The sequence below is a fragment of the Anaerolentibacter hominis genome (genome assembly GCF_032380675.1).
GTDB lineage: Bacteria > Bacillota > Clostridia > Lachnospirales > Lachnospiraceae > Anaerolentibacter > Anaerolentibacter hominis.
On the sequence record NZ_JAWDIX010000001.1, the window covers coordinates 1,416,876 to 1,435,401 of the forward strand.

18 protein-coding genes are annotated in these 18,526 nt (G+C 47.7%); 15 read left to right on the forward strand and 3 right to left on the reverse strand.

The window, feature by feature from the left end:
- Positions 1–8: 8 nt before the first annotated feature.
- From proB to ABCW47_RS06575, 8 genes are all read left to right on the forward strand, one after another.
- Positions 9–857: a glutamate 5-kinase gene (gene proB / locus ABCW47_RS06540; protein ID WP_343209048.1), complete on the forward strand. Its 849-nt coding sequence runs from the start codon at positions 9–11 to the stop codon at positions 855–857.
- 78 nt (positions 858–935) lie between these two features.
- Positions 936–1,142: a DUF896 domain-containing protein gene (locus tag ABCW47_RS06545; protein ID WP_343209049.1), complete on the forward strand. Its 207-nt coding sequence runs from the start codon at positions 936–938 to the stop codon at positions 1,140–1,142.
- Positions 1,143–1,161: 19 nt separating this feature from the next.
- Positions 1,162–1,740, forward strand: a complete 579-nt coding sequence (locus ABCW47_RS06550; RefSeq protein WP_343209051.1) for a 5-formyltetrahydrofolate cyclo-ligase — start codon at positions 1,162–1,164, stop codon at positions 1,738–1,740.
- Positions 1,737–2,987 carry a glutamate-5-semialdehyde dehydrogenase gene (locus ABCW47_RS06555; RefSeq protein WP_343209052.1) on the forward strand — a complete coding sequence of 417 codons (1,251 nt, stop codon included), beginning with the start codon at positions 1,737–1,739 and terminating at the stop codon, positions 2,985–2,987. Before ABCW47_RS06550 ends, ABCW47_RS06555 begins: the two co-directional genes overlap by 4 nt.
- Before the next feature lie 15 nt (positions 2,988–3,002).
- Positions 3,003–3,248, forward strand: a complete 246-nt coding sequence (locus ABCW47_RS06560) for a hypothetical protein (RefSeq protein WP_343209053.1) — start codon at positions 3,003–3,005, stop codon at positions 3,246–3,248.
- An 88-nt stretch (positions 3,249–3,336) separates the two neighbouring features.
- Entirely contained in the window at positions 3,337–4,797 is a 1,461-nt protein-coding gene (gene miaB / locus ABCW47_RS06565; RefSeq protein WP_343209054.1) for a tRNA (N6-isopentenyl adenosine(37)-C2)-methylthiotransferase MiaB, read from the forward strand.
- 205 nt (positions 4,798–5,002) lie between these two features.
- Positions 5,003–5,803 carry a transketolase gene (locus ABCW47_RS06570; RefSeq protein WP_343209055.1) on the forward strand — a complete coding sequence of 267 codons (801 nt, stop codon included), beginning with the start codon at positions 5,003–5,005 and terminating at the stop codon, positions 5,801–5,803.
- A gap of 1 nt (position 5,804) precedes the next feature.
- On the forward strand, positions 5,805–6,728 hold the full coding sequence (locus tag ABCW47_RS06575; protein WP_343209056.1) for a transketolase family protein: 924 nt from the start codon (positions 5,805–5,807) through the stop codon (positions 6,726–6,728).
- A 75-nt stretch (positions 6,729–6,803) separates the two neighbouring features.
- On the opposite strand, the gene ABCW47_RS06580 is transcribed toward ABCW47_RS06575, so the two are convergent.
- From ABCW47_RS06580 to ABCW47_RS06590, 3 genes are all read right to left on the reverse strand, one after another.
- On the reverse strand, positions 6,804–7,625 hold the full coding sequence (locus tag ABCW47_RS06580) for a hypothetical protein (RefSeq protein ID WP_343209057.1): 822 nt from the start codon (positions 7,623–7,625) through the stop codon (positions 6,804–6,806).
- A 35-nt stretch (positions 7,626–7,660) separates the two neighbouring features.
- The gene (gene tyrS / locus ABCW47_RS06585; protein WP_343209058.1) at positions 7,661–8,893 is read right to left on the reverse strand and encodes a tyrosine--tRNA ligase; all 1,233 of its coding nucleotides are present in this window, start codon (positions 8,891–8,893) and stop codon (positions 7,661–7,663) included.
- 110 nt (positions 8,894–9,003) lie between these two features.
- On the reverse strand, positions 9,004–9,570 hold the full coding sequence (locus ABCW47_RS06590) for a hydrolase (protein WP_425516062.1): 567 nt from the start codon (positions 9,568–9,570) through the stop codon (positions 9,004–9,006).
- 105 nt (positions 9,571–9,675) lie between these two features.
- On the opposite strand from ABCW47_RS06590, the gene ABCW47_RS06595 reads away from it, so the two are divergent.
- From ABCW47_RS06595 to rplU, 7 genes are all read left to right on the forward strand, one after another.
- A complete protein-coding gene (locus tag ABCW47_RS06595) occupies positions 9,676–10,002 on the forward strand; it encodes a hypothetical protein (RefSeq protein WP_343209059.1) in 327 nt (108 codons plus the stop codon).
- Positions 10,003–10,078: 76 nt separating this feature from the next.
- Positions 10,079–13,507: a hypothetical protein gene (locus tag ABCW47_RS06600; RefSeq protein ID WP_343209060.1), complete on the forward strand. Its 3,429-nt coding sequence runs from the start codon at positions 10,079–10,081 to the stop codon at positions 13,505–13,507.
- Between the two features lie 116 nt (positions 13,508–13,623).
- On the forward strand, positions 13,624–15,489 hold the full coding sequence (locus tag ABCW47_RS06605) for a TIGR03960 family B12-binding radical SAM protein (RefSeq protein WP_343209061.1): 1,866 nt from the start codon (positions 13,624–13,626) through the stop codon (positions 15,487–15,489).
- Positions 15,473–16,252, forward strand: a complete 780-nt coding sequence (locus ABCW47_RS06610; RefSeq protein WP_343209062.1) for a TIGR03936 family radical SAM-associated protein — start codon at positions 15,473–15,475, stop codon at positions 16,250–16,252. The genes ABCW47_RS06605 and ABCW47_RS06610 overlap by 17 nt, the downstream gene beginning before the upstream one ends.
- Complete coding sequence (locus ABCW47_RS06615) at positions 16,249–17,451, forward strand: ribonuclease E/G (protein ID WP_343209063.1); 1,203 nt, start codon at positions 16,249–16,251, stop codon at positions 17,449–17,451. The genes ABCW47_RS06610 and ABCW47_RS06615 overlap by 4 nt, the downstream gene beginning before the upstream one ends.
- A 25-nt stretch (positions 17,452–17,476) precedes the next feature.
- On the forward strand, positions 17,477–17,962 hold the full coding sequence (ybaK, locus tag ABCW47_RS06620; RefSeq protein WP_343209064.1) for a Cys-tRNA(Pro) deacylase: 486 nt from the start codon (positions 17,477–17,479) through the stop codon (positions 17,960–17,962).
- 241 nt (positions 17,963–18,203) lie between these two features.
- Positions 18,204–18,512 carry a 50S ribosomal protein L21 gene (rplU, locus tag ABCW47_RS06625; protein ID WP_343209065.1) on the forward strand — a complete coding sequence of 103 codons (309 nt, stop codon included), beginning with the start codon at positions 18,204–18,206 and terminating at the stop codon, positions 18,510–18,512.
- Positions 18,513–18,526 lie beyond the last annotated feature (14 nt).

Here is an 18,526-nt window from a genome sequence, read left to right on the forward strand (position 1 = left end):
TCGGGAGAATGAGAAGTACATTAAAGGACAAAAAGAGAATTGTAATTAAGATTGGAACATCCACGATTACCCATGAAAAGACAGGTAACTTGAATCTGGATAAAATGGAGAAGCTGATCCGGGTGCTGACCGATCTGCGTAACCAGGGGAAAGAAATTATTTTGGTGTCCTCCGGGGCAATCGGCCAGGGGCGTGCGGCTCTGGGGCTGAAAGAAAAGCCATCGGATACCGCCTTAAAGCAGGCCTGTGCGGCAATTGGCCAGGGCCGGCTGATGATGATCTATGAAAAGCTGTTCGCGGAGTATAATCAGATTCCGGCACAGGTTTTGATTACCAAGGATACCATGGTATATGATGTTAGCCGGGTCAATGCGCAGAATACTTTCCGTGAGCTTCTGCAGCTGGGAGTGATCCCGATTGTGAATGAAAACGATACGGTTGCCACAGAAGAGCTGATGTACGGCGACTTCGGGGACAATGATACCCTTTCGGCAATTGTATCGGCGCTGGTAGGGGCAGATCTTTTGATTCTGCTGTCTGATATTGACGGGCTCTATACCGACGACCCGCACAGCAATAAGGACGCGGAATTTATTGAGCTTGTTGAGCGTATTGACGACCGATTGTTTCAGATGGGGAAAGATACGAAAGGTTCCATGGGTACCGGCGGCATGGCCACTAAGTTAAGCGCGGCCAAAATCGCTACCGATTCTGGCGCGGATATGGTGATTGCCAATGGGGAGAACGTGGCGGTAATCAATGAGATTATCCAGGGGAAAAATCTGGGAACACTGTTTTTGGCTCATAAATCCGAGGATTTTGACCTGATGGACTATATTATGAATTCGCATAAATAAGACAATCCGGCCTGCCGGATCGTTTGTATGAATAAAATGCCGGCCCGTCAACCGGACCGCAATGACTGGAGAAACCGTATGGATGAAAAGAAGATCGCACGTATTAATGAGTTATACCACAAGTCAAAACAGATCGGCCTGTCTGAGGAAGAGGCAAGAGAGCAGCTGGATCTCAGAGCAGAATATCTGGCCGCGGTCAGAAACAATCTGAGAGGGCACCTGGACCGGATTTCTATTCTAAATCCGGACGGCACCGTGACTGATCTGTCAAAAGAGAAAAATTAACGGCAGGAGGCCGGCAGATATGACAGTTCCCGGGAAAAATGAAATTCGTATACAGATGAAGGAACAGAGAAGAAAGCTAACCCCGGAGGATGCCGCAGAGTTGAGCAGTTTCATGACAGAAGCTGTGCTTTCACATCCGGAGTATAAGAAACGCAGGGTTCTGCTTCTATTTTCCTCCATACGCAGAGAACCGGATACCAGAAACCTGGCGGTGCAGGCACTTGAGGATGGCCATGTGGCAGCATTCCCAAGAGTAGAAGGCAGGGAGATACGCTTTTACCGGGTCAGAGAGTTAAATGAACTCGTACCGGGAACGATGGGAATTCTGGAGCCGGACCCCAGGGAACTGGTTCAAGGGGAGAAGGCACTGATGATACTGCCGGGGCTTGCCTTTGACCTGTCCGGCAACCGGATCGGCTATGGCGGCGGGTATTACGACCGTTATCTGGCAGAACACGCAAACGATTTATATCTGCTGGCGCTTGCCTATGATTTTCAGGTTCTGGATCGTATTCCTGCGGAGGACACAGACTGGCAGATGGATGAAATTATAACACCGACGCGTCATATTGTGCCGCGGGAAGGGAGTAAGCGATGAATCATGAGTTAATTGCTATGGGGGAGCGTGCCAGAAGGGCCGCTGCGAAGCTGAATATACTCGGGCAGAATGAGAAAAACAGAGGACTTTCTGCTGTGGCAGACTGCCTGAAGAAGAACAAAGAGACTTTACTCCGGGCCAACGAAAAAGATATCATCGAGGCCCGAAAGCAGGGTATGAAAGAGGCCATGATTGACCGTCTCCGTCTCACGGAGGAGAGAATTGACGGGATTGCGGAGGGGCTTATGCAGGTCATCCTATTAAATGATCCCGTGGGTGAAATCCTGTCTATGGAAAAGCGACCTAACGGCCTCATGATTGGACAGAGAAGGGTCCCGATCGGTGTGGTTGGAATCATCTATGAATCCAGGCCGAATGTGACCGCAGACGCCTTCGGGCTTTGCTTTAAGACCGGTAATGCGGTGATCTTACGGGGAGGCAGTGATGCCATAAACTCCAACATGGAGATTGTGCGCCTGATTCGGGAGGGGCTTTTATCAGAAGGGCTTCCGGAAGATTCCATCTCGCTGATCACAGATACAAGCAGGGAGACGGCAGCGGAATTTATGAAGCTGAACAAATATGTGGATGTTCTGATTCCCAGAGGCGGAGCCGGGCTTATCCAGGCTGCTGTGCAGCAGAGTACGATTCCGGTCATTGAAACCGGGACCGGGAACTGCCATATTTATGTGGATCAGTATGCGGACTATGACAAGGCGCTGTCTATTCTGATCAATGCCAAAACCCAGCGGTACGGTGTGTGCAATGCCTGCGAGTCTCTGGTGGTGCACGAAGCCGTGGCTTCTTCTTTCCTGCCCCTGGCATATGAGGCGCTCCGCAGTGCGGGGGTCGCAGTGAGAGGAGATGAAAAATCCCGCGCCGTGTGCCCTGAGATGGAGCATGCCGCAGAGGCGGATTTTGGTACAGAATATTTGGACGCCATTATATCGGTGAAAGTTGTTTCTGATTTAACAGAAGCAATTGAACATATCAATTATTACAATACGAAACATTCTGATGCGATTATAACAGAAAACTATGATCATGCCATGCGTTTTCTGAATGAAATTGATGCTGCCTGCGTCTATGTAAATGCATCTACCCGCTTTACCGATGGATTTGAATTTGGATTTGGAGCGGAGATCGGCATCAGCACACAGAAATTACATGCGAGGGGGCCAATGGGTCTTAAGGCTCTGACCACAACAAAATACATTATTCTGGGTAATGGGCAGATCCGGAAATAGGAGGAAGAATCAACAATGCGCAATTATAATTACCGGCCTCAGAAACCGAAAAAACAAATCGACTTTAATCCAAAACATGTCGTGATCGGACTTCTGGTCCTCACAGTACTAAACATCTTTTTCATGACGGTAACAGGGGTGGACTGGCTTTCTATCATTTCCCTGGCGGCCTGTATCATCGGCCTTGTCTATGCGCTTCTGAAGTTCAGAAAGCCAAAGGAAAAAGGAGATTCTGCACCGAAGGAAAGAAAAAGAAAGTAAGCCCAGAATGTCAGCCGGCCATTTACATGTGCAGGCTGACATTCTTTCGCGGCAACGGCCGGATGGAGAGAAGATACAGGAGGAACACATGACACATAGAGAAGAAATGGAATTCCAGATGGAGCAGATTGATATAACAAAGCCAGTTCCGGCGGAGGAACCGTCCCGTCAATATTATTATGTTAAAAAATGCAGGGAATGGCTCTCGCAGAAACAGAAAGAGCTGGGCAGGCCGCTCACCTGTGCCACAATTACGTTTGGATGCCAGATGAATGCCAGGGATTCGGAAAAGCTGGAAGGGCTCCTGGAGGAAATCGGGTTCTGTCCGGTGGAGACGGAGGACGCGGATTTTGTGATCTACAATACCTGTACAGTGCGGGAAAACGCTAATGAGCGGGTGTATGGACGTCTGGGTGTGCTGAAAAACTACAAAAAGAAGAATCCACATATGCTGATTGCCCTCTGCGGCTGTATGATGCAGGAACCTGCGGTGGTGGAAAAGATCAGGAAGAGCTATTCCTTTGTTGATATTATTTTCGGAACACACAATGTGTTCAAGCTGGCGGAGCTGCTTTACAGCCGTATTCTGTCGGAAAAGATGGTTCTGGATATCTGGGAGGATACGAAAGCAATCGTGGAGGATCTGCCGGCACAGCGAAAATATCCGTTTAAATCAGGTGTGAATATCATGTTCGGCTGCAATAATTTCTGCAGTTACTGCATTGTTCCCTATGTGAGAGGCCGGGAGCGGAGCAGGGCGCCCGAGGATATCGTACAGGAAATAAAAAACCTGGTGGCAGACGGGGTAGTTGAGGTGATGCTCCTGGGCCAGAATGTAAATTCCTACGGGAAGACATTGGAAAATCCGGTTACTTTTGCCGAGCTTCTGCGGAAAGTAGATCAAATAGAAGGATTAAAACGAATTCGCTTTATGACGTCTCACCCCAAAGACCTTTCCGATGATCTGATCCGCGTTATGAGTGAATCAGATAAAATCTGTACTCACCTTCATCTCCCTGTTCAGTCGGGAAGCTCAGAAATATTGCAAAAGATGAACCGGCATTATACGAAGGAACAATACCTTGTGCTGGTTGATAAGCTCCGTAAGGCGGTGCCGGATATCTCTCTTACCACAGATATCATCGTTGGCTTTCCGGGGGAGACAGAAGACGACTTTCTGGAGACGATGGATGTGGTAAGACAGGTGGAGTATGACAGTGCTTACACATTCATCTATTCGAAGAGAACGGGTACACCTGCCGCGGCTATGGAAGATCAGATCCCACCGGAAGTAGTAAAAGACCGTTTTGACCGCCTGCTGGCTCTGGTGCAGGAAAAAGCGGCCGCAAGAGCGGCTCTGCACACAGGCAGGGTGATGGATGTACTTGTGGAGGGACAAAATGATCACGATCCGGAGATGGTGACGGGCCGCCTTTCCAATAACCTGCTGGTGCATTTTAAGGGGAGTGCGCAGCTGATCGGGCAGATTATTCCGGTGCGGCTGAAGGAGTGCCGGGGATTTTACTACATTGGCGAGGCTGTTTCCTGAAACGAAACAAAATAAGAAAATATGTGTGCTTAAAAAAAACAAGCTTCTGGGACAATATGTATAAATGAAACATTTCATTTTGTGGTAGAATGTACTATAGTGACAAACCTCATGAAATGGTTTCATTTTGCGGCTGAAAAGACTTGAAAAATGTTAGGGGTATTGTACAATAATCATGTAATAATCTTATCAGGAGGAAAAAAGAATGAATTACGATGAAAAAGCATTACAGCTGCGCAGAGACATTATCGAAATGCTTCATGCAGCAGGTTCCGGTCATCCGGGCGGATCTCTGTCCTGCGTTGAAATATTGATGTCTCTTTATTACAATGTGGCAAATGTAGATCCGAAGGACCCGAAGAAAGCAGACCGTGACCGGATTGTGATGAGTAAAGGACATGCCTGCCCTGCTCTCTATGCAATCCTTGCAGATAAAGGGTATTTTCCGAAGGAGGATTTAAGGACACTGCGTAAGATCGACAGCCATCTCCAGGGCCATCCGGATATGAAAAAAACACCAGGTGTGGATCTGAATACAGGTTCACTGGGCCAGGGCGTTTCCGTAGCCGCCGGTATGGCTTTGGCAGCGAAACATCTGAAAGCAGATTACAAGGTGTATGCCGTAATCGGTGACGGTGAGAGCCAGGAGGGACTGGTATGGGAAGCAGCTATGTCAGCCGCTCACTATAAACTGGACAATTTCACGGTTATGCTGGATCACAACGGTCTTCAGATCGACGGTTCCAACGATGAGGTAATGGGCCTTGGCAATATTGTGGACAAGTTCAAAGCGTTTGGCTTCGAGTGCTTCAAGGTGGACGGCCATGATATTAATGCTATTGTGGAAGCTCTGAATACGCCGGTTTCCGGTAAGCCTAAATTTATTTGCTGTGAGACAGTAAAGGGCAAAGGTGTTTCCTTTATGGAGAACAATCCAAATTGGCACGGTACACCGGTAGGGGATAAAGATTACGAGGCCGCCATGGCAGAATTGGGGGTAAACTAATATGGGAAAATCATTGAGAATTGCCTATGGTGAGGCGTTAAAAGAATATGCTGCAACAAACGATAAGATCGTGGTAATGGATGCAGATCTGGCACACGCGACGATGACCGGCATCTTTAAAGAAGCGTATCCGGACCGTTTCTATAATTTTGGTATCGCAGAGGCCAATATGGTCTGCGAGGCAACCGGTTTTGCCCATGCGGGACTGATTCCTTTTGTAAGTACATTTGCTCTGTTTGGGGCAGGACGGGCTTATGAGCAGATCCGTAACTCTGTGTGCTATGTAAATGCCAATGTTAAATTCGGACTGACTCATTCCGGTCTGTGCGTGGGTGAGGACGGCGGAAGCCATCAGTCCATCGAGGATATCGCCTTGATGCGTGTGCTCCCAAATATGACAGTATTTGTACCCTGCGATCCGATCGAGACGAAGAAAGCAGTAAAAGCTGCCATTGAAATTGACGGACCGGTCTACATTCGTGTGGCACGTCCTGTTGTGGATGATATCACCACAGAAGACGCTCCATTTGTTCCGGGCAAGGCCAATGTGCTGAAGGACGGAGAAGATGTGTGTATTATGGCTACCGGCCTTATGGTGAAGGAAGCTCTGGCTGCCGCTAAACTTCTGGAAGCAGACGGCATCAGCGCCGCTGTTGTAAACATCCATACCATCAAACCGATCGACAAGGAGACCATCCTGAACTATCATGCAAAATGCAAAGGTATCGTTACCGCGGAAGAGCATTCTGTTATCGGTGGTCTGGGAAGTGCCGTCGCTGAGGTGATCGCGGGTGTTTCCGGCGGAAAATTTGCTCAGGTAGGAGTGGAAGATAAGTTTGGCAAATCCGGAGCTCCGGATCTGCTCTTTAAGGCTTATGGGCTGACTCCTGAGAATATCGCAGCAAAAGCGAAAGCAATGCTGTAATATAAATATAATGTGATATGTGATAAAAGAAACAGCCGGAAGAGAACTCTTCCGGCTGTTTTTGTATGATCGATCTTACGTATCTATTTCAATGTTGATATCATAGAACTCTTCGGCGAGTTCTTCCAGAAAGGCATCTTCCTCATCAGGAAAATGTTCTTTCAGTTTCTCACCGATAAAATTAATCTTGTTCATCACAATAATTTCTTCACTCAGCTCTTCATCCTCGAAAGAGGTGAGCATATCCGGCAGGATATTTTCCGCCAGCCAGGCATGGATCTCATCGGTAATGGAATTTTCTTCTGTGATTTCTCCCTTGATGCGGGAGGCTCTTGACAGCGAGCTGACTCCTGCAAGAATAAACCCAAGCGCCATGGCAGACATCACAAGGAAGGGGAGCAGGCCTCCGAAGATGGGGAGTATTCCCGCATAATTCAATACGATCAGAATAACAGCCAAGACACCTACCCCGATCAAGGTATAACCGGACGATTTATAATCGTTATATTTCTCACCGGCAGATACATAGACGGTGGATTTTCGCTCCTGTGCCGCCTCTTTCTTTTCTTTTTCCTTTACCTCTTTTGCCTTTGCGTCTTCTTTTGCCATCCGAAACCCTACATAGAGCTTGCGAACCTGTTTTTCATCCTCCGGCCGGACATAAAACGGATATAAACCTGTCGTGGGATTTTCTTCAAAATAAGTATCTTCTATACCGGAATAAGAGACAAATTCCTGAAATTTGTCAGCATCTTCCTGATTATCCAGCTTAACATTTGTGACAAGCTGATACTTTTTACCATCTTCCATGGTGAAAATAAGAGCAGTGGCACAGTCGGGACAAATTTTCAGATGTTTCTCATCAACCTCTTTTTTACATTTTGGGCACCAGGGCATTGTCATCCTCCTTCCTGAAAGAACGGTCTATCCGATCAGCTGACAGTAAATTTGTGATAGCTTTTCTTGCCCTTCTTTACCAGAAGGCAGTCATCATCGTTAAAGTCGGAGGGTGTAAAGACTCTCTCAAAGTCCGTTACCTTTTCCTCGTTGACCGAAACGCCGCCCTGCTGGATATTTCTGCGGCCGTCGGAACGGGAGGAAACCATTTTCGCATCTACCAGAAGGGTGATCAGATCAATACCTGCCTCAAACTGCTCTTTCGTGTAGGAGGTTGTAGGCATATTTTCAGAAACAGCTTTGCTTGAGAAGAGTGCTCTGGCCGCTTCCTGGGCTTTCCCTGCTTCCTCTTCGCCGTGTACAATCTTGGTAATCTCATAGGCCAGAACTTCTTTCGCCTGGTTAATCTCAGAACCCTGAAGCGCACCGAGGCGGCGGACTTCATCCATCGGCAGGAACGTAAGCAGTCCAAGACATTCTTCCACCTTAACGTCCTCAATATTGCGCCAATACTGATAAAACTCATAGGGAGAAGTCTTGGCAGGGTCCAGCCATACAGCGCCCTTCATGGTTTTACCCATCTTAATTCCTTCGCTGGTGGTCAGAAGCTTGAAGGTCAGGCCGTAAGCCGGCTTCTGTTCCTTCCTGCGGATCAGGTCCACGCCGCCCAGAATATTGGACCACTGATCGTTGCCGCCCATCTCCAGCGTACAGCCATATTTCTTGTTGAGTACCCAGAAATCATAAGACTGCATCAGCATATAGTTAAATTCAAAGAAGGTGAGCCCCTTCTCCATTCTCTGCTTGTAGCACTCGGCGGTAAGCATTTTATTAACAGAGAAATGAACCCCGATCTCTCTTAAAAACTCCACATAATTTAAGTCCAGCAGCCAATCTGCGTTGTTTGCGATAATGGCGCCGTCATTGTCAAAGTTAATAAAGCGGGAGAGCTGCTGATAGAAGCAGTCCGCATTGTGCTGAATGGTCTCCCTGGTCATGATGGTACGCATATCCGATTTGCCGGAAGGATCTCCGATCATGGTAGTTCCGCCGCCTAACAGGGCGATAGGGCGGTGACCGGCCTTCTGCATGTGCATCATAGCCATAATGGTCAGAAAGTGGCCGGCAGTCAGACTGTCCGCGGTAGCATCAAAACCTATATAAAAAGTGACTTTTTCTTTGCCAAGCAATTCTCTGATTTCCTGTTCGTGGGTAGCTTGCTCAATAAAGCCTCTCTCCACTAAAATGTCATAAACATTTTCAGACATTTTCTCTTGTTCCTCCTTTAGTTAATTTCCTGTAACCCGGGCAGAACCCTTTTATTCAGGCCGTCCGTGAACTTTTTTAATCTTACCATAGGGATAGGAGAAAAGCAATTCTAAACTGGCATTTCACCGATCAGGCTGCGCATGGCAAGTATGGTTTTTTCAAACAGCTCATCCAGTTCCATCCCCATCATTTCCGCTCCATTTTTGATTACATCGCGGGAGCATCCGGCGGCAAAGCTGGGAGTCTTAAATTTCTTCTTAAGAGATTTTACTTCCAGATCAGATACGCTTTTAGAAGGGCGCATTCTGGCAACAGCGCCGATTAAGCCGGTCAGCTCGTCCGTGGCATAGAGAACCTTCTCCATCATCAGCTCTGGTTTTATATCGACGGTGAGCTGATAGCCATGACTGGCCGTGGCACGGATGATTCCTTCGTCAATATCCAGCTCCCTCATGATTTCCTGACTCTTCATGCAGTGCTCTTCCGGGTACTGCTCATAGTCCAGATCGTGGAGCATTCCGACTGTCTTCCAGTAATCCACCCGTTCCGGATCATATTCCCCGGCAAACCATCCCATAACGCCGGAAACAATTTTACCGTGCTGGATGTGAAAGTCTTCCTTATTATATTGTTTTAAAATTTCCTCTGCCTCTGATACGGTTGGTATGTAACTCACTTAAATTCCTCCTGTTCTATCCTTTGTAGTTTTGTCCTGAAACAAGCATATTTTCCTCATTTCCATTATAAACATTTACAAATGAAAGTCAAAGGAGGGACAGTTATGGATCGAAGTGAAAAGATCAGACTGGCCAGAGAAGGGATACAGGAACCGGGAATAAGAAGAAGCGATACGGGGCATCTGCCGGAGGTGCCTTATGCAAAACGGCTGCTGTTAAGATTCGTCTGTGCAGCTGTCTTATTTTTATGCGCGTGGGGAGGCGCCCGTTTCCTGCCGGCGGACGGGCCTGTCACCGAAACGAAGGTGAGAGAGGTCATTGCCTACAATGAGACCTTCGACAGCCTGGAAGAAAAGATTGCAGCCTTTGCCAACACAAAAATCATACCAGTATTTCAGAAGCTCAACGGAAGCGGAGAGACGAAAGAGTAATTGTGTTTTTCAGCCCCGCTGTTATACTTAAGCTATATTAGTAAGGCAACGTATTTCATGAGCGGAGGTGACTTTCATGAAGAATTTATCAATGAAAACATCAATAAGACTGACAGAGGTTTACTGGGAGATCCAGCCGGCTCCCGACAGCGGATACTGGCCGTTTGCAGACGAAAATGGGACGGAATACATACTTTTTACGATGCCGGACGGCAGTATCGGGTACTACAAGGAGGAGGACGGGGACAATCACTATTCAAGTCATACTCTGGGCATCCGCGGGACAATTGAAAGCATGGCAGGTCTGCCTCTGTCCTGGCAGGGGAAGGATGACGGACTGGCCTATATCTGTGTCCGGTCCATGGAGGGTAAAAGAGCCTTTTATCTGCTGCATATTAAGGGAGGCAGTCTGAACTGCTCTGCGCTCCGTTTCCGGGACGGTTGTGATATGGTTTCTGCGGCCGGAGGAATCCGGGCAGATAAGAAGGCAGGAATTGCAATATGTCTGTCACAGACTTCCGGCCCTCTATCGGAAAATACAATACTTTATGTAGATGAGCTGACACTGAAAGATGGAAAGATTCAGACTTATGCCTGTTCACCTGCTCTGAAGCAGTTTGGATACAAACCGATCGGCCCTGTAATGGTACCGGGAGATCCTCCCAGCGGTGATATGGATGTGTTCCTTCTCTGCCCTGAGATCAGCAATATTGCCGAAAAGAAGGGAGTACGGGCGGCAATCATGAGATCCGGGAGAATGGGCTGGGGTATTTGGGAGGTTCCGGACGCGATGTATCCTTCGAAGATTATTCAAACCATACAGGTGAATCTGTCGGAAACAGAAAGCTATAATTTGATGCTGATCGATCAGAATGGAAGCAGAAGCTTGTGGATGTCGTCGTTTAACGCCGCTCATCCTGTACGGTATTATCCGCTGATTCCGCCTGGCCATCTTGATCTTAAATCTTTTTCTGTGCAGGGAGTACGCAGAAATAATCAGGATATTTTGTCTGTTACCGGTATTGCGTGCAACCACCCAGGTACAATCTTTCACGACTTTCTAGAGCCGGGTATTCCCAGAGAGCTGAATATGATCCCGATCGCGGAGAACGTAATATCTTACAGAGAATGTGTGAACACGCAGAAGGAACATCTTCTGTATTATTCGACTCAAAATTCCGGGACGCGGGAGACGCAGCTGCACCGCCTCTGTTATGATGCATCAGACGATGAGTGGGAAGAAGAAATGATAGCGGGGGGAACTACGCAGCAATTCCGGGCGGTTCCGGTTTATGAGCACCGCGTCCGGGTGACGGATGAACATGGCCTGCCTGCCCCGGGGATTCAGGTAAAAGTCAGCGCAGACACTCACATGATTCTGGAGTCGGGAGGAAAATTTTGGCCGACAGATCCGAAAACTCCGGTTATGCTGCGAACCGATGAGGCAGGCTGCCTGGCTGTCTACCATGAGACACACAGCTTAAGTGACGGGGATATCCGGATGGAACTCTATCCCAATGCGCAAACCTTATACCATGTATTCAGCCCGGCCCAAATGCAAAGAAAGCGTTTTGCAGAATTACAACGACCCAGCCTTCAAAATGCGAAGGGGCCGGAGGGAAAGTATATTCTGACACCCGCCCGCCGTCAGGATACCAAGTCGCTTGACAACATTTGTACGTCTGTAAGAGATATTGCAGGGAGCAAGAAGGAAGGCCTCTTTGCCTCGGGCTGTGCGGCATTTGTCCTGGAGAAGAAAAAGGACGGATCGATAGAACGGAGGAAATTGACTTCAGAGGAATTTGAAGCAATGCGGCAGGAGATGCTTCAGCCGTTCAATAATTTCTGGACCGATCTGGCGGATTTTTTCCGCAGTGTTGCCAGAGGGATTGCCAAAGTGGTGAAGGCGGCCGTGAAAGCGATTGGGGATGCTGTCCGTGCGGTTGTAAACTTTATTATTGATGGGGTGGAGCATGTCATTGATTTTATAACAGATACGGTACACCATATCATGGATACGGTTGAGAGTGTTCTGGGTATGGTTCTGGAGGCATTTGACCCCCTGTTTTTATGGCTGGGAGAAATTATTGGGATCGACAGTATCCTAAGAACCCAAAAGGCCGTTAAGTTTCTTTATGAGGAGTCATTTTCCGTTCTGAAAGATCAGGCGGATAAGGGCATCCGTTTTCTGCGAGAGAATGTACAGGAAATAAGCAGCAAGCTGGACCAAACCATTGATCAGCTCTGCAGGTCGATCGGCGCCGATACGCCTTCTGCCTGCAATGCCAGGGTGGAGAGGGTAACGGGCGCCTATGGCGATATATCCGGCAATTATGTGACGGATATTCTGCTTGGTCAGGTGAACCGGAGCATCAAACTGCCAAAAGACTTTATGGAACCTCTCAGGGACCCGGCACAGGAACTTCTGGCTTACCTGCAGAGCATTCCGGACAAAATTCTGAATGAGCCGGATTTTCTTGAGGCGAAGCAGTATCTCCTGAGTATTTCAACCAGTCAGGGAAACTTTATGAACTATACCCTGGCGGCAATGTTAAAAGGGCTTTCGGGCCTGATGAAGCTGGTTCTCTCCATGACGGTTGATCTGTGTGAAACCGTAGTCAGGCTGGGAATTCAGTGCCTGGATGCGTTAAAAAGGATAGCAGAACAGAAAATATCCATTCCTGTCATTGGAATACTGTTCAAGAAAATATTCCGTCAGGATCTGACCCTGCTTAATTTGATCAGCATGCTGATCGCTCTGCCCGCCCATGCTGCCAAAAAGCTTGTGACAGATACGGTGCCATTTGAAAGTGAGAGTGCGCTTCTGCAATTTGAAAGAGAATACCATTCTATTCTTACGCAAAAGGGCGGTAATGATCGTGTGGCATCAGAAGAAACGCAGAATACGCTGACTGTTCTCTGCTGTGCTTCACAGTGCGTGGTGGCGCTGGGGGTGGGAATCAATGATGTCAGACAGAAAACCGGAACAGAGGAAGAATACGGCCCGGATCTGGTTAATTGGGGTACGATCTGGGATTTCACCGCCGTTCTGGGCAATATATGCTGGACAGCCTGTGGTATCCCGATGTTTAGTAAGGAAAATCCTTCTGTCGGGGCATACGGCGCCTGGATTGTCTGCTGTGTTAATATCATAATCGATTTGGGTATGATTAAAATATCTAATATGGGAACAGAAAGCTCTTCTACAGATTACATTGCCCCGGTTGTTGGGTGTATTATGGGAGTGGTATATACTGTTTTCGATATCTTAAATTGGGTTTCAGATGGAATCGAGGATGGGCTGCTCTTTGCAAATGAGATTTTTGTCTGTCTGCAGTCTGTATGCCGCATTCTGATGTTCCCGCCGTTAGTCAAGGTCAGCAAAGGAATTACAAAAGTTGTTGAATGCTGTATAGACAGCTTGATGGGTCTGATGGGTCTGATCACCGTCATTGTAAAAGCAACTGGTAATGAGGACGATATGATTTGTCTTTCACAGGCTTAATTCCGGAATCAGAAGTATATTTACTTGAAGTTTTTCCTCAAAATGTATATGATAAATAGGATTATATAAACCTGCCGCGCTTGCGGGAGGAAAGGAAATCCTGCATGGAGGAAAACATGAGAAAACTGGCGTTAAGTGATGATATACTGCTGAGTGTTGAGAAACCGGCCCGGTATATTGGAAATGAAATAAATATGATAAAGAAAAATCCCTCTGAGGCAGACATCCGGTTCTGTATGTGCTTTCCGGACGTATATGAAATCGGCATGTCTCATCTGGGGATTCAGATCCTTTATGATATGCTGAATCTGCGGGAGGATACCTACTGTGAACGGGTCTATTCCCCCTGGGTGGATCTGGACCGTGTGATGCGGGAGAAGAACATACCTTTGTTTGCGCTGGAATCCCAGGACCCGGTTAAAGAGTTCGATTTTTTGGGTATTACACTGCAGTATGAGATGTGTTATACCAATGTGCTGCAGATACTGGAGCTATCAGGGATACCCATCTATGCCGCGGACCGGTCGGAAGAGGACCCGATTGTCATGGGCGGCGGTCCCTGTGCCTACAATCCGGAGCCGCTGGCAGACTTCTTTGACCTCTTTTATATTGGGGAGGGGGAAACCGTTTACAATGAGCTGCTGGATATCTATAAAGAGAACAAAAGCAGCGGCGGAACGAGAAAGGACTTTTTAAAAAAAGCTTCCCGGCTTCCCGGCATCTACGCACCTGGGTTTTACCAGGTGACTTATCATGAGGATGGAACGATTGCTTCCTTTGAACCAACGGAAGAGGAAGCCAGCCCTGTTATCCTGAAACAGGTTCAGATGGATATGAGCGATACCTATTATCCGAAAAAGCCCCTGGTTCCTTATATTAAGGTGACTCAGGACCGGGTGGTGCTGGAGATCCAGCGGGGCTGTATCCGGGGCTGCCGGTTCTGCCAGGCGGGAATGATATACCGGCCGATCAGAGAGCGGAATATTGAGTTCTTAAAACAGCGCGCGGATGAAATGCTGCGCAGCACCGGACAGGAGGAAATTTCCTTAAGCTCCTTAAGTTCCAGCGACTATACCCATCTGCAGGAGCTGGTCTATTATTTAATTGACGAGTTTGGAAGCCGGGGCGTAAATATTTCACTCCCTTCTCTGCGGATTGATGCGTTTGCCCTGGATGTAATGAGCAAGGTGCAGGATATTAAGAAGAGCAGTCTTACCTTTGCGCCGGAAGCGGGTTCCCAGAGACTTCGGGATGTTATCAATAAGGGCCTGACGGAGGAGGTTATTTTGCAGGGGGCCTCGGATGCGTTTCACAGCGGCTGGAACCGTGTAAAACTGTATTTCATGCTTGGACAGCCTACGGAAAACCTGGAAGATATAGAGGGTATCGCGGTATTGTCCGATCTCATAGCCAGAGAGTACTATAAAATTCCCAAGGATCAGAGAAATGGCAAGGTGAGTATCGTGGCGAGTACTTCTTTCTTTGTACCCAAGCCTTTTACACCGTTTCAGTGGACAAGGATGAATTCGGCAGAAGAATTCCTGGACAAGCAGCGCTTCCTCAATCAGAAAATGAAGGAGCAGCTTAACTCTAAGAGCATTAAATATAACTGGCATGAGGCAGAGGTTACCATGTTGGAAGGAGTCTTCGCAAGAGGCGACCGAAAGCTCTCCAAGGTAATCTACGACGCATATAAACTGGGCTGCCTTTACGATGCATGGTCTGAGTATTACCGGGACGACCTGTGGCATGAGGCCTTCCGGAAGAATCAGATTGATCCGGATTTTTATACGGTAAGAGAACGGGAATACGAGGAAATCCTGCCCTGGGATTTCATTGACTGCGGTGTAACGAAACGTTTCCTCTGGAAGGAGTACGAACGGGCGAAAGAAGCGGAGATAACGCCGAACTGCCGGATGAAATGCTCCGGCTGCGGGGCAAAACGGTTTGGAGGAGGTGTCTGTTATGAAGGCCAGGCTTAAATTTACCAAGACAGGCTCTATGAAGTTTATCGGCCATCTGGACGTGATGCGGTATTTTCAGAAGGCACTCCGCCGCTGCGATTTTCCGGTGGCTTATTCCCAGGGTTTCAGCCCTCATCAGATGATTTCTTTCGCCGCGCCACTGGGAGTCGGCCTGACAAGCGACGGTGAATATATGGATCTGACCCTGACGGAGTGGCCGGGATCAACAGAAGAAATCCTGCAGCGTTTGAACGGTGAGATGAATGAAGAGATCCGTGTGACTGGCTTTGTCCGGATACCGGATGACGCAAAGCCATCCATGGCTCTGGTCTGTGCGGCAGATTATCTGGTGTCCTTAAAAGAAGGGGAGCTCAGGGATTTTGAAAAAAGTTTCGCTGAATTTATGGCCCAAAAGGAAATTATGGTACGGAAAAAGACAAAACGAAGTGAGGTTTTGATGGACATCCGGCCCTTTATCTATCAATTTGCGTTTGAACCCTTTTCCCCCATGGAAGACTCTGTGGCGGAATATCAGGAGGTACCGGCTAAGGTCTGGCTTAAGCTGTGTACCGGCAGTGTCACAAATATTAAGCCGGATCTGGTTATGGAAGCCTATTATAATTTTATGGACCTTTCTTATCCGCCCTTTGCATGGCAGGTCCACCGGCTGGAAGTATACACGGATATCGCGGAAGCGGAGACGGAACATGAATTTATCCCTCTGCTTCAATTTACGGCAGACAGTCCGGAGGGTGCTGTGCCGGGGGAAGTGACAGAATGAATCAGCAGCTCGTCATAACAGAACAGAATCAAATAATCTACTCTGCCTTATTTTCCGGTAAAGACCTGGTTCAGATCAATGTAACCGGGAAAGAGAAGGAAAATCAGATCGGAACTATTTATGTGGGCCGGGTAGCGAATATTGTAAAGAATATTAACGCTGCTTTTATTGAAATCGGTGAGGGCGTTATGTGCTATTATTCCATTAAGAATAATCCCTCTCCTATTTTCTGTAAAAAGCAGGGAAAGAAACCGCTTTGCATCGGGGATGAGCTTCTGGTCCAGATTGCCAAGGAAGGGACCAGGTTAAAAGAGGCGGTTGTGACTTCCTGCCTGAATCTGACCGGCAAGTACCTGGTTTTAACCCACGGAAAATGTTCCATCGGAGTGTCCGGGAAGATAACAGATGCGGCAGAACGGAGCCGGCTGAGATACATTATGGAGCCGTATCGGAATGAGGACTATGGTTTTATTATCCGCACGAATGCAAAAAATGTTTCAGAAGAATTGCTTCGGGATGAGCAGAAGCGCCTGACTGCACTCTATCAGAAACTGCGGACAGAAGATATCCATAAAACGGCATTTACCCAGGTGCATCGGTGTCCGCCCTCCTATATCTGTGACATCAGAGACGGCTATTCGGAAAATATAGAAAAAATCGTAACCGATTCGCCGGAAATCTATAGTGAAATATGTGAAATGCTGAAGGTGATCTCCTGGGAGGATGAGAAAAAGTTCTGCCTTTATGAAGATACCGAGCTGTCCTTAAGCCGCCTTTACGGCATCGAGACCAAGCTTGAGAAAGCGCTTGCAGAGCGGGTGTGGCTTAATTCCGGAGGCTTTCTGGTCATACAGCCCACCGAAGCCTTAACCGTTGTGGATGTAAATACCGGCAAGGCGGTCAAAGGAAGCCGTGATACGGAAGAAACATTTTTCAGGCTGAATATGGAGGCTGCGAAAGAAATTGCCCGTCAGCTCAGGCTGCGCAATCTTTCCGGTATCATTATCATTGATTTTATTGATATGGAGGAAGAAGCGCACAGGACAGAACTTCTGGAAAGTCTGCGCCGGTATGTATCCTTCGATCCAATCAAGACGACTGTAGTAGATATCACTGCGTTAAATCTGGTGGAGGTAACCAGAAGGAAGATACGCAGGCCCCTCTTTGAACAGGTGCGGGAAGCGTCCGCAGCGAAATAAGCAGAGACGTCAGGAGAGCAGAGGTATGGCTAAGAAAGATAAAACAAATGTAATGAGACTGCTGGACAAGGCAAACATACCTTACCGCACCGCTGAGTATGAGGCGGATGAGACAGATCTTTCCGGTGTGCATGCGGCAGAGCAGATCGGAATGCCAAAAGAACAGGTTTTTAAAACCCTGGTATCCAGAGGGGAGCACAAGGGAATACTGGTTTTCTGCATCCCGGTGGCAGAAGAGCTGAATCTGAAAAAGGCGGCGGCTCTGGCAGGCGATAAAAAAATCGAAATGCTTCCCCTGAAGGAGCTTTTAGCCGTCACCGGCTACATCAGGGGCGGATGTTCCCCAATCGGCATGAAGAAAAAATATCCTACCTGGCTGGATGAATCGGCATTTTCTTACGATGAGATTGCCGTGAGCGCCGGACAGAGAGGGCATCAGGTGATAGTAAATCCAGGAGAGCTGGCGGAGTACATCGGAGCGGAGAGCGGAAAGATTACGAAGAAGGAATAATGAAAAGTGAAGAGTGAAGAATGCAGTGAAGTAGGAAGAGGGAAGTTAAATCTAAAAAGCTGCAGTCCACCTTTCACTTTCCGTTTTTCATTCTTCCCTATTCATTTTTATTTCTCTTGACACCCTTTTATCGGTGTGATAAAATTCAATAGTGTGCCGCACAATGAGGTTTGTAAGTATTTTCCTGTACGATCCGGGGAGATCACCGTAGTTGGCGAGTAATGATAATAGGAGGTGCCGTATGTACGCAATTATTGCGACTGGTGGAAAACAGTACAAAGTGTCAGAAGGCGATATCATTAGAGTAGAAAAACTTGGCGTTGCAGCAGATGAGACCGTTACTTTTGAAAATGTACTAGCTGTAAATGATGGTTCTATGAAGGTAGGGAATCCTACTGTGGCCGGTGCGTCTGTTACTGCAACTGTAGTAAAAGAAGGCAAAGCGAAAAAAGTTATTGTTTACAGATATAAAAGAAAAACCGGTTACCATAAGAAAAATGGTCACAGGCAGCCGTTTACTCAGGTTAAGATTGACAAGATCAACGCATAATAACCAGAGGCGGG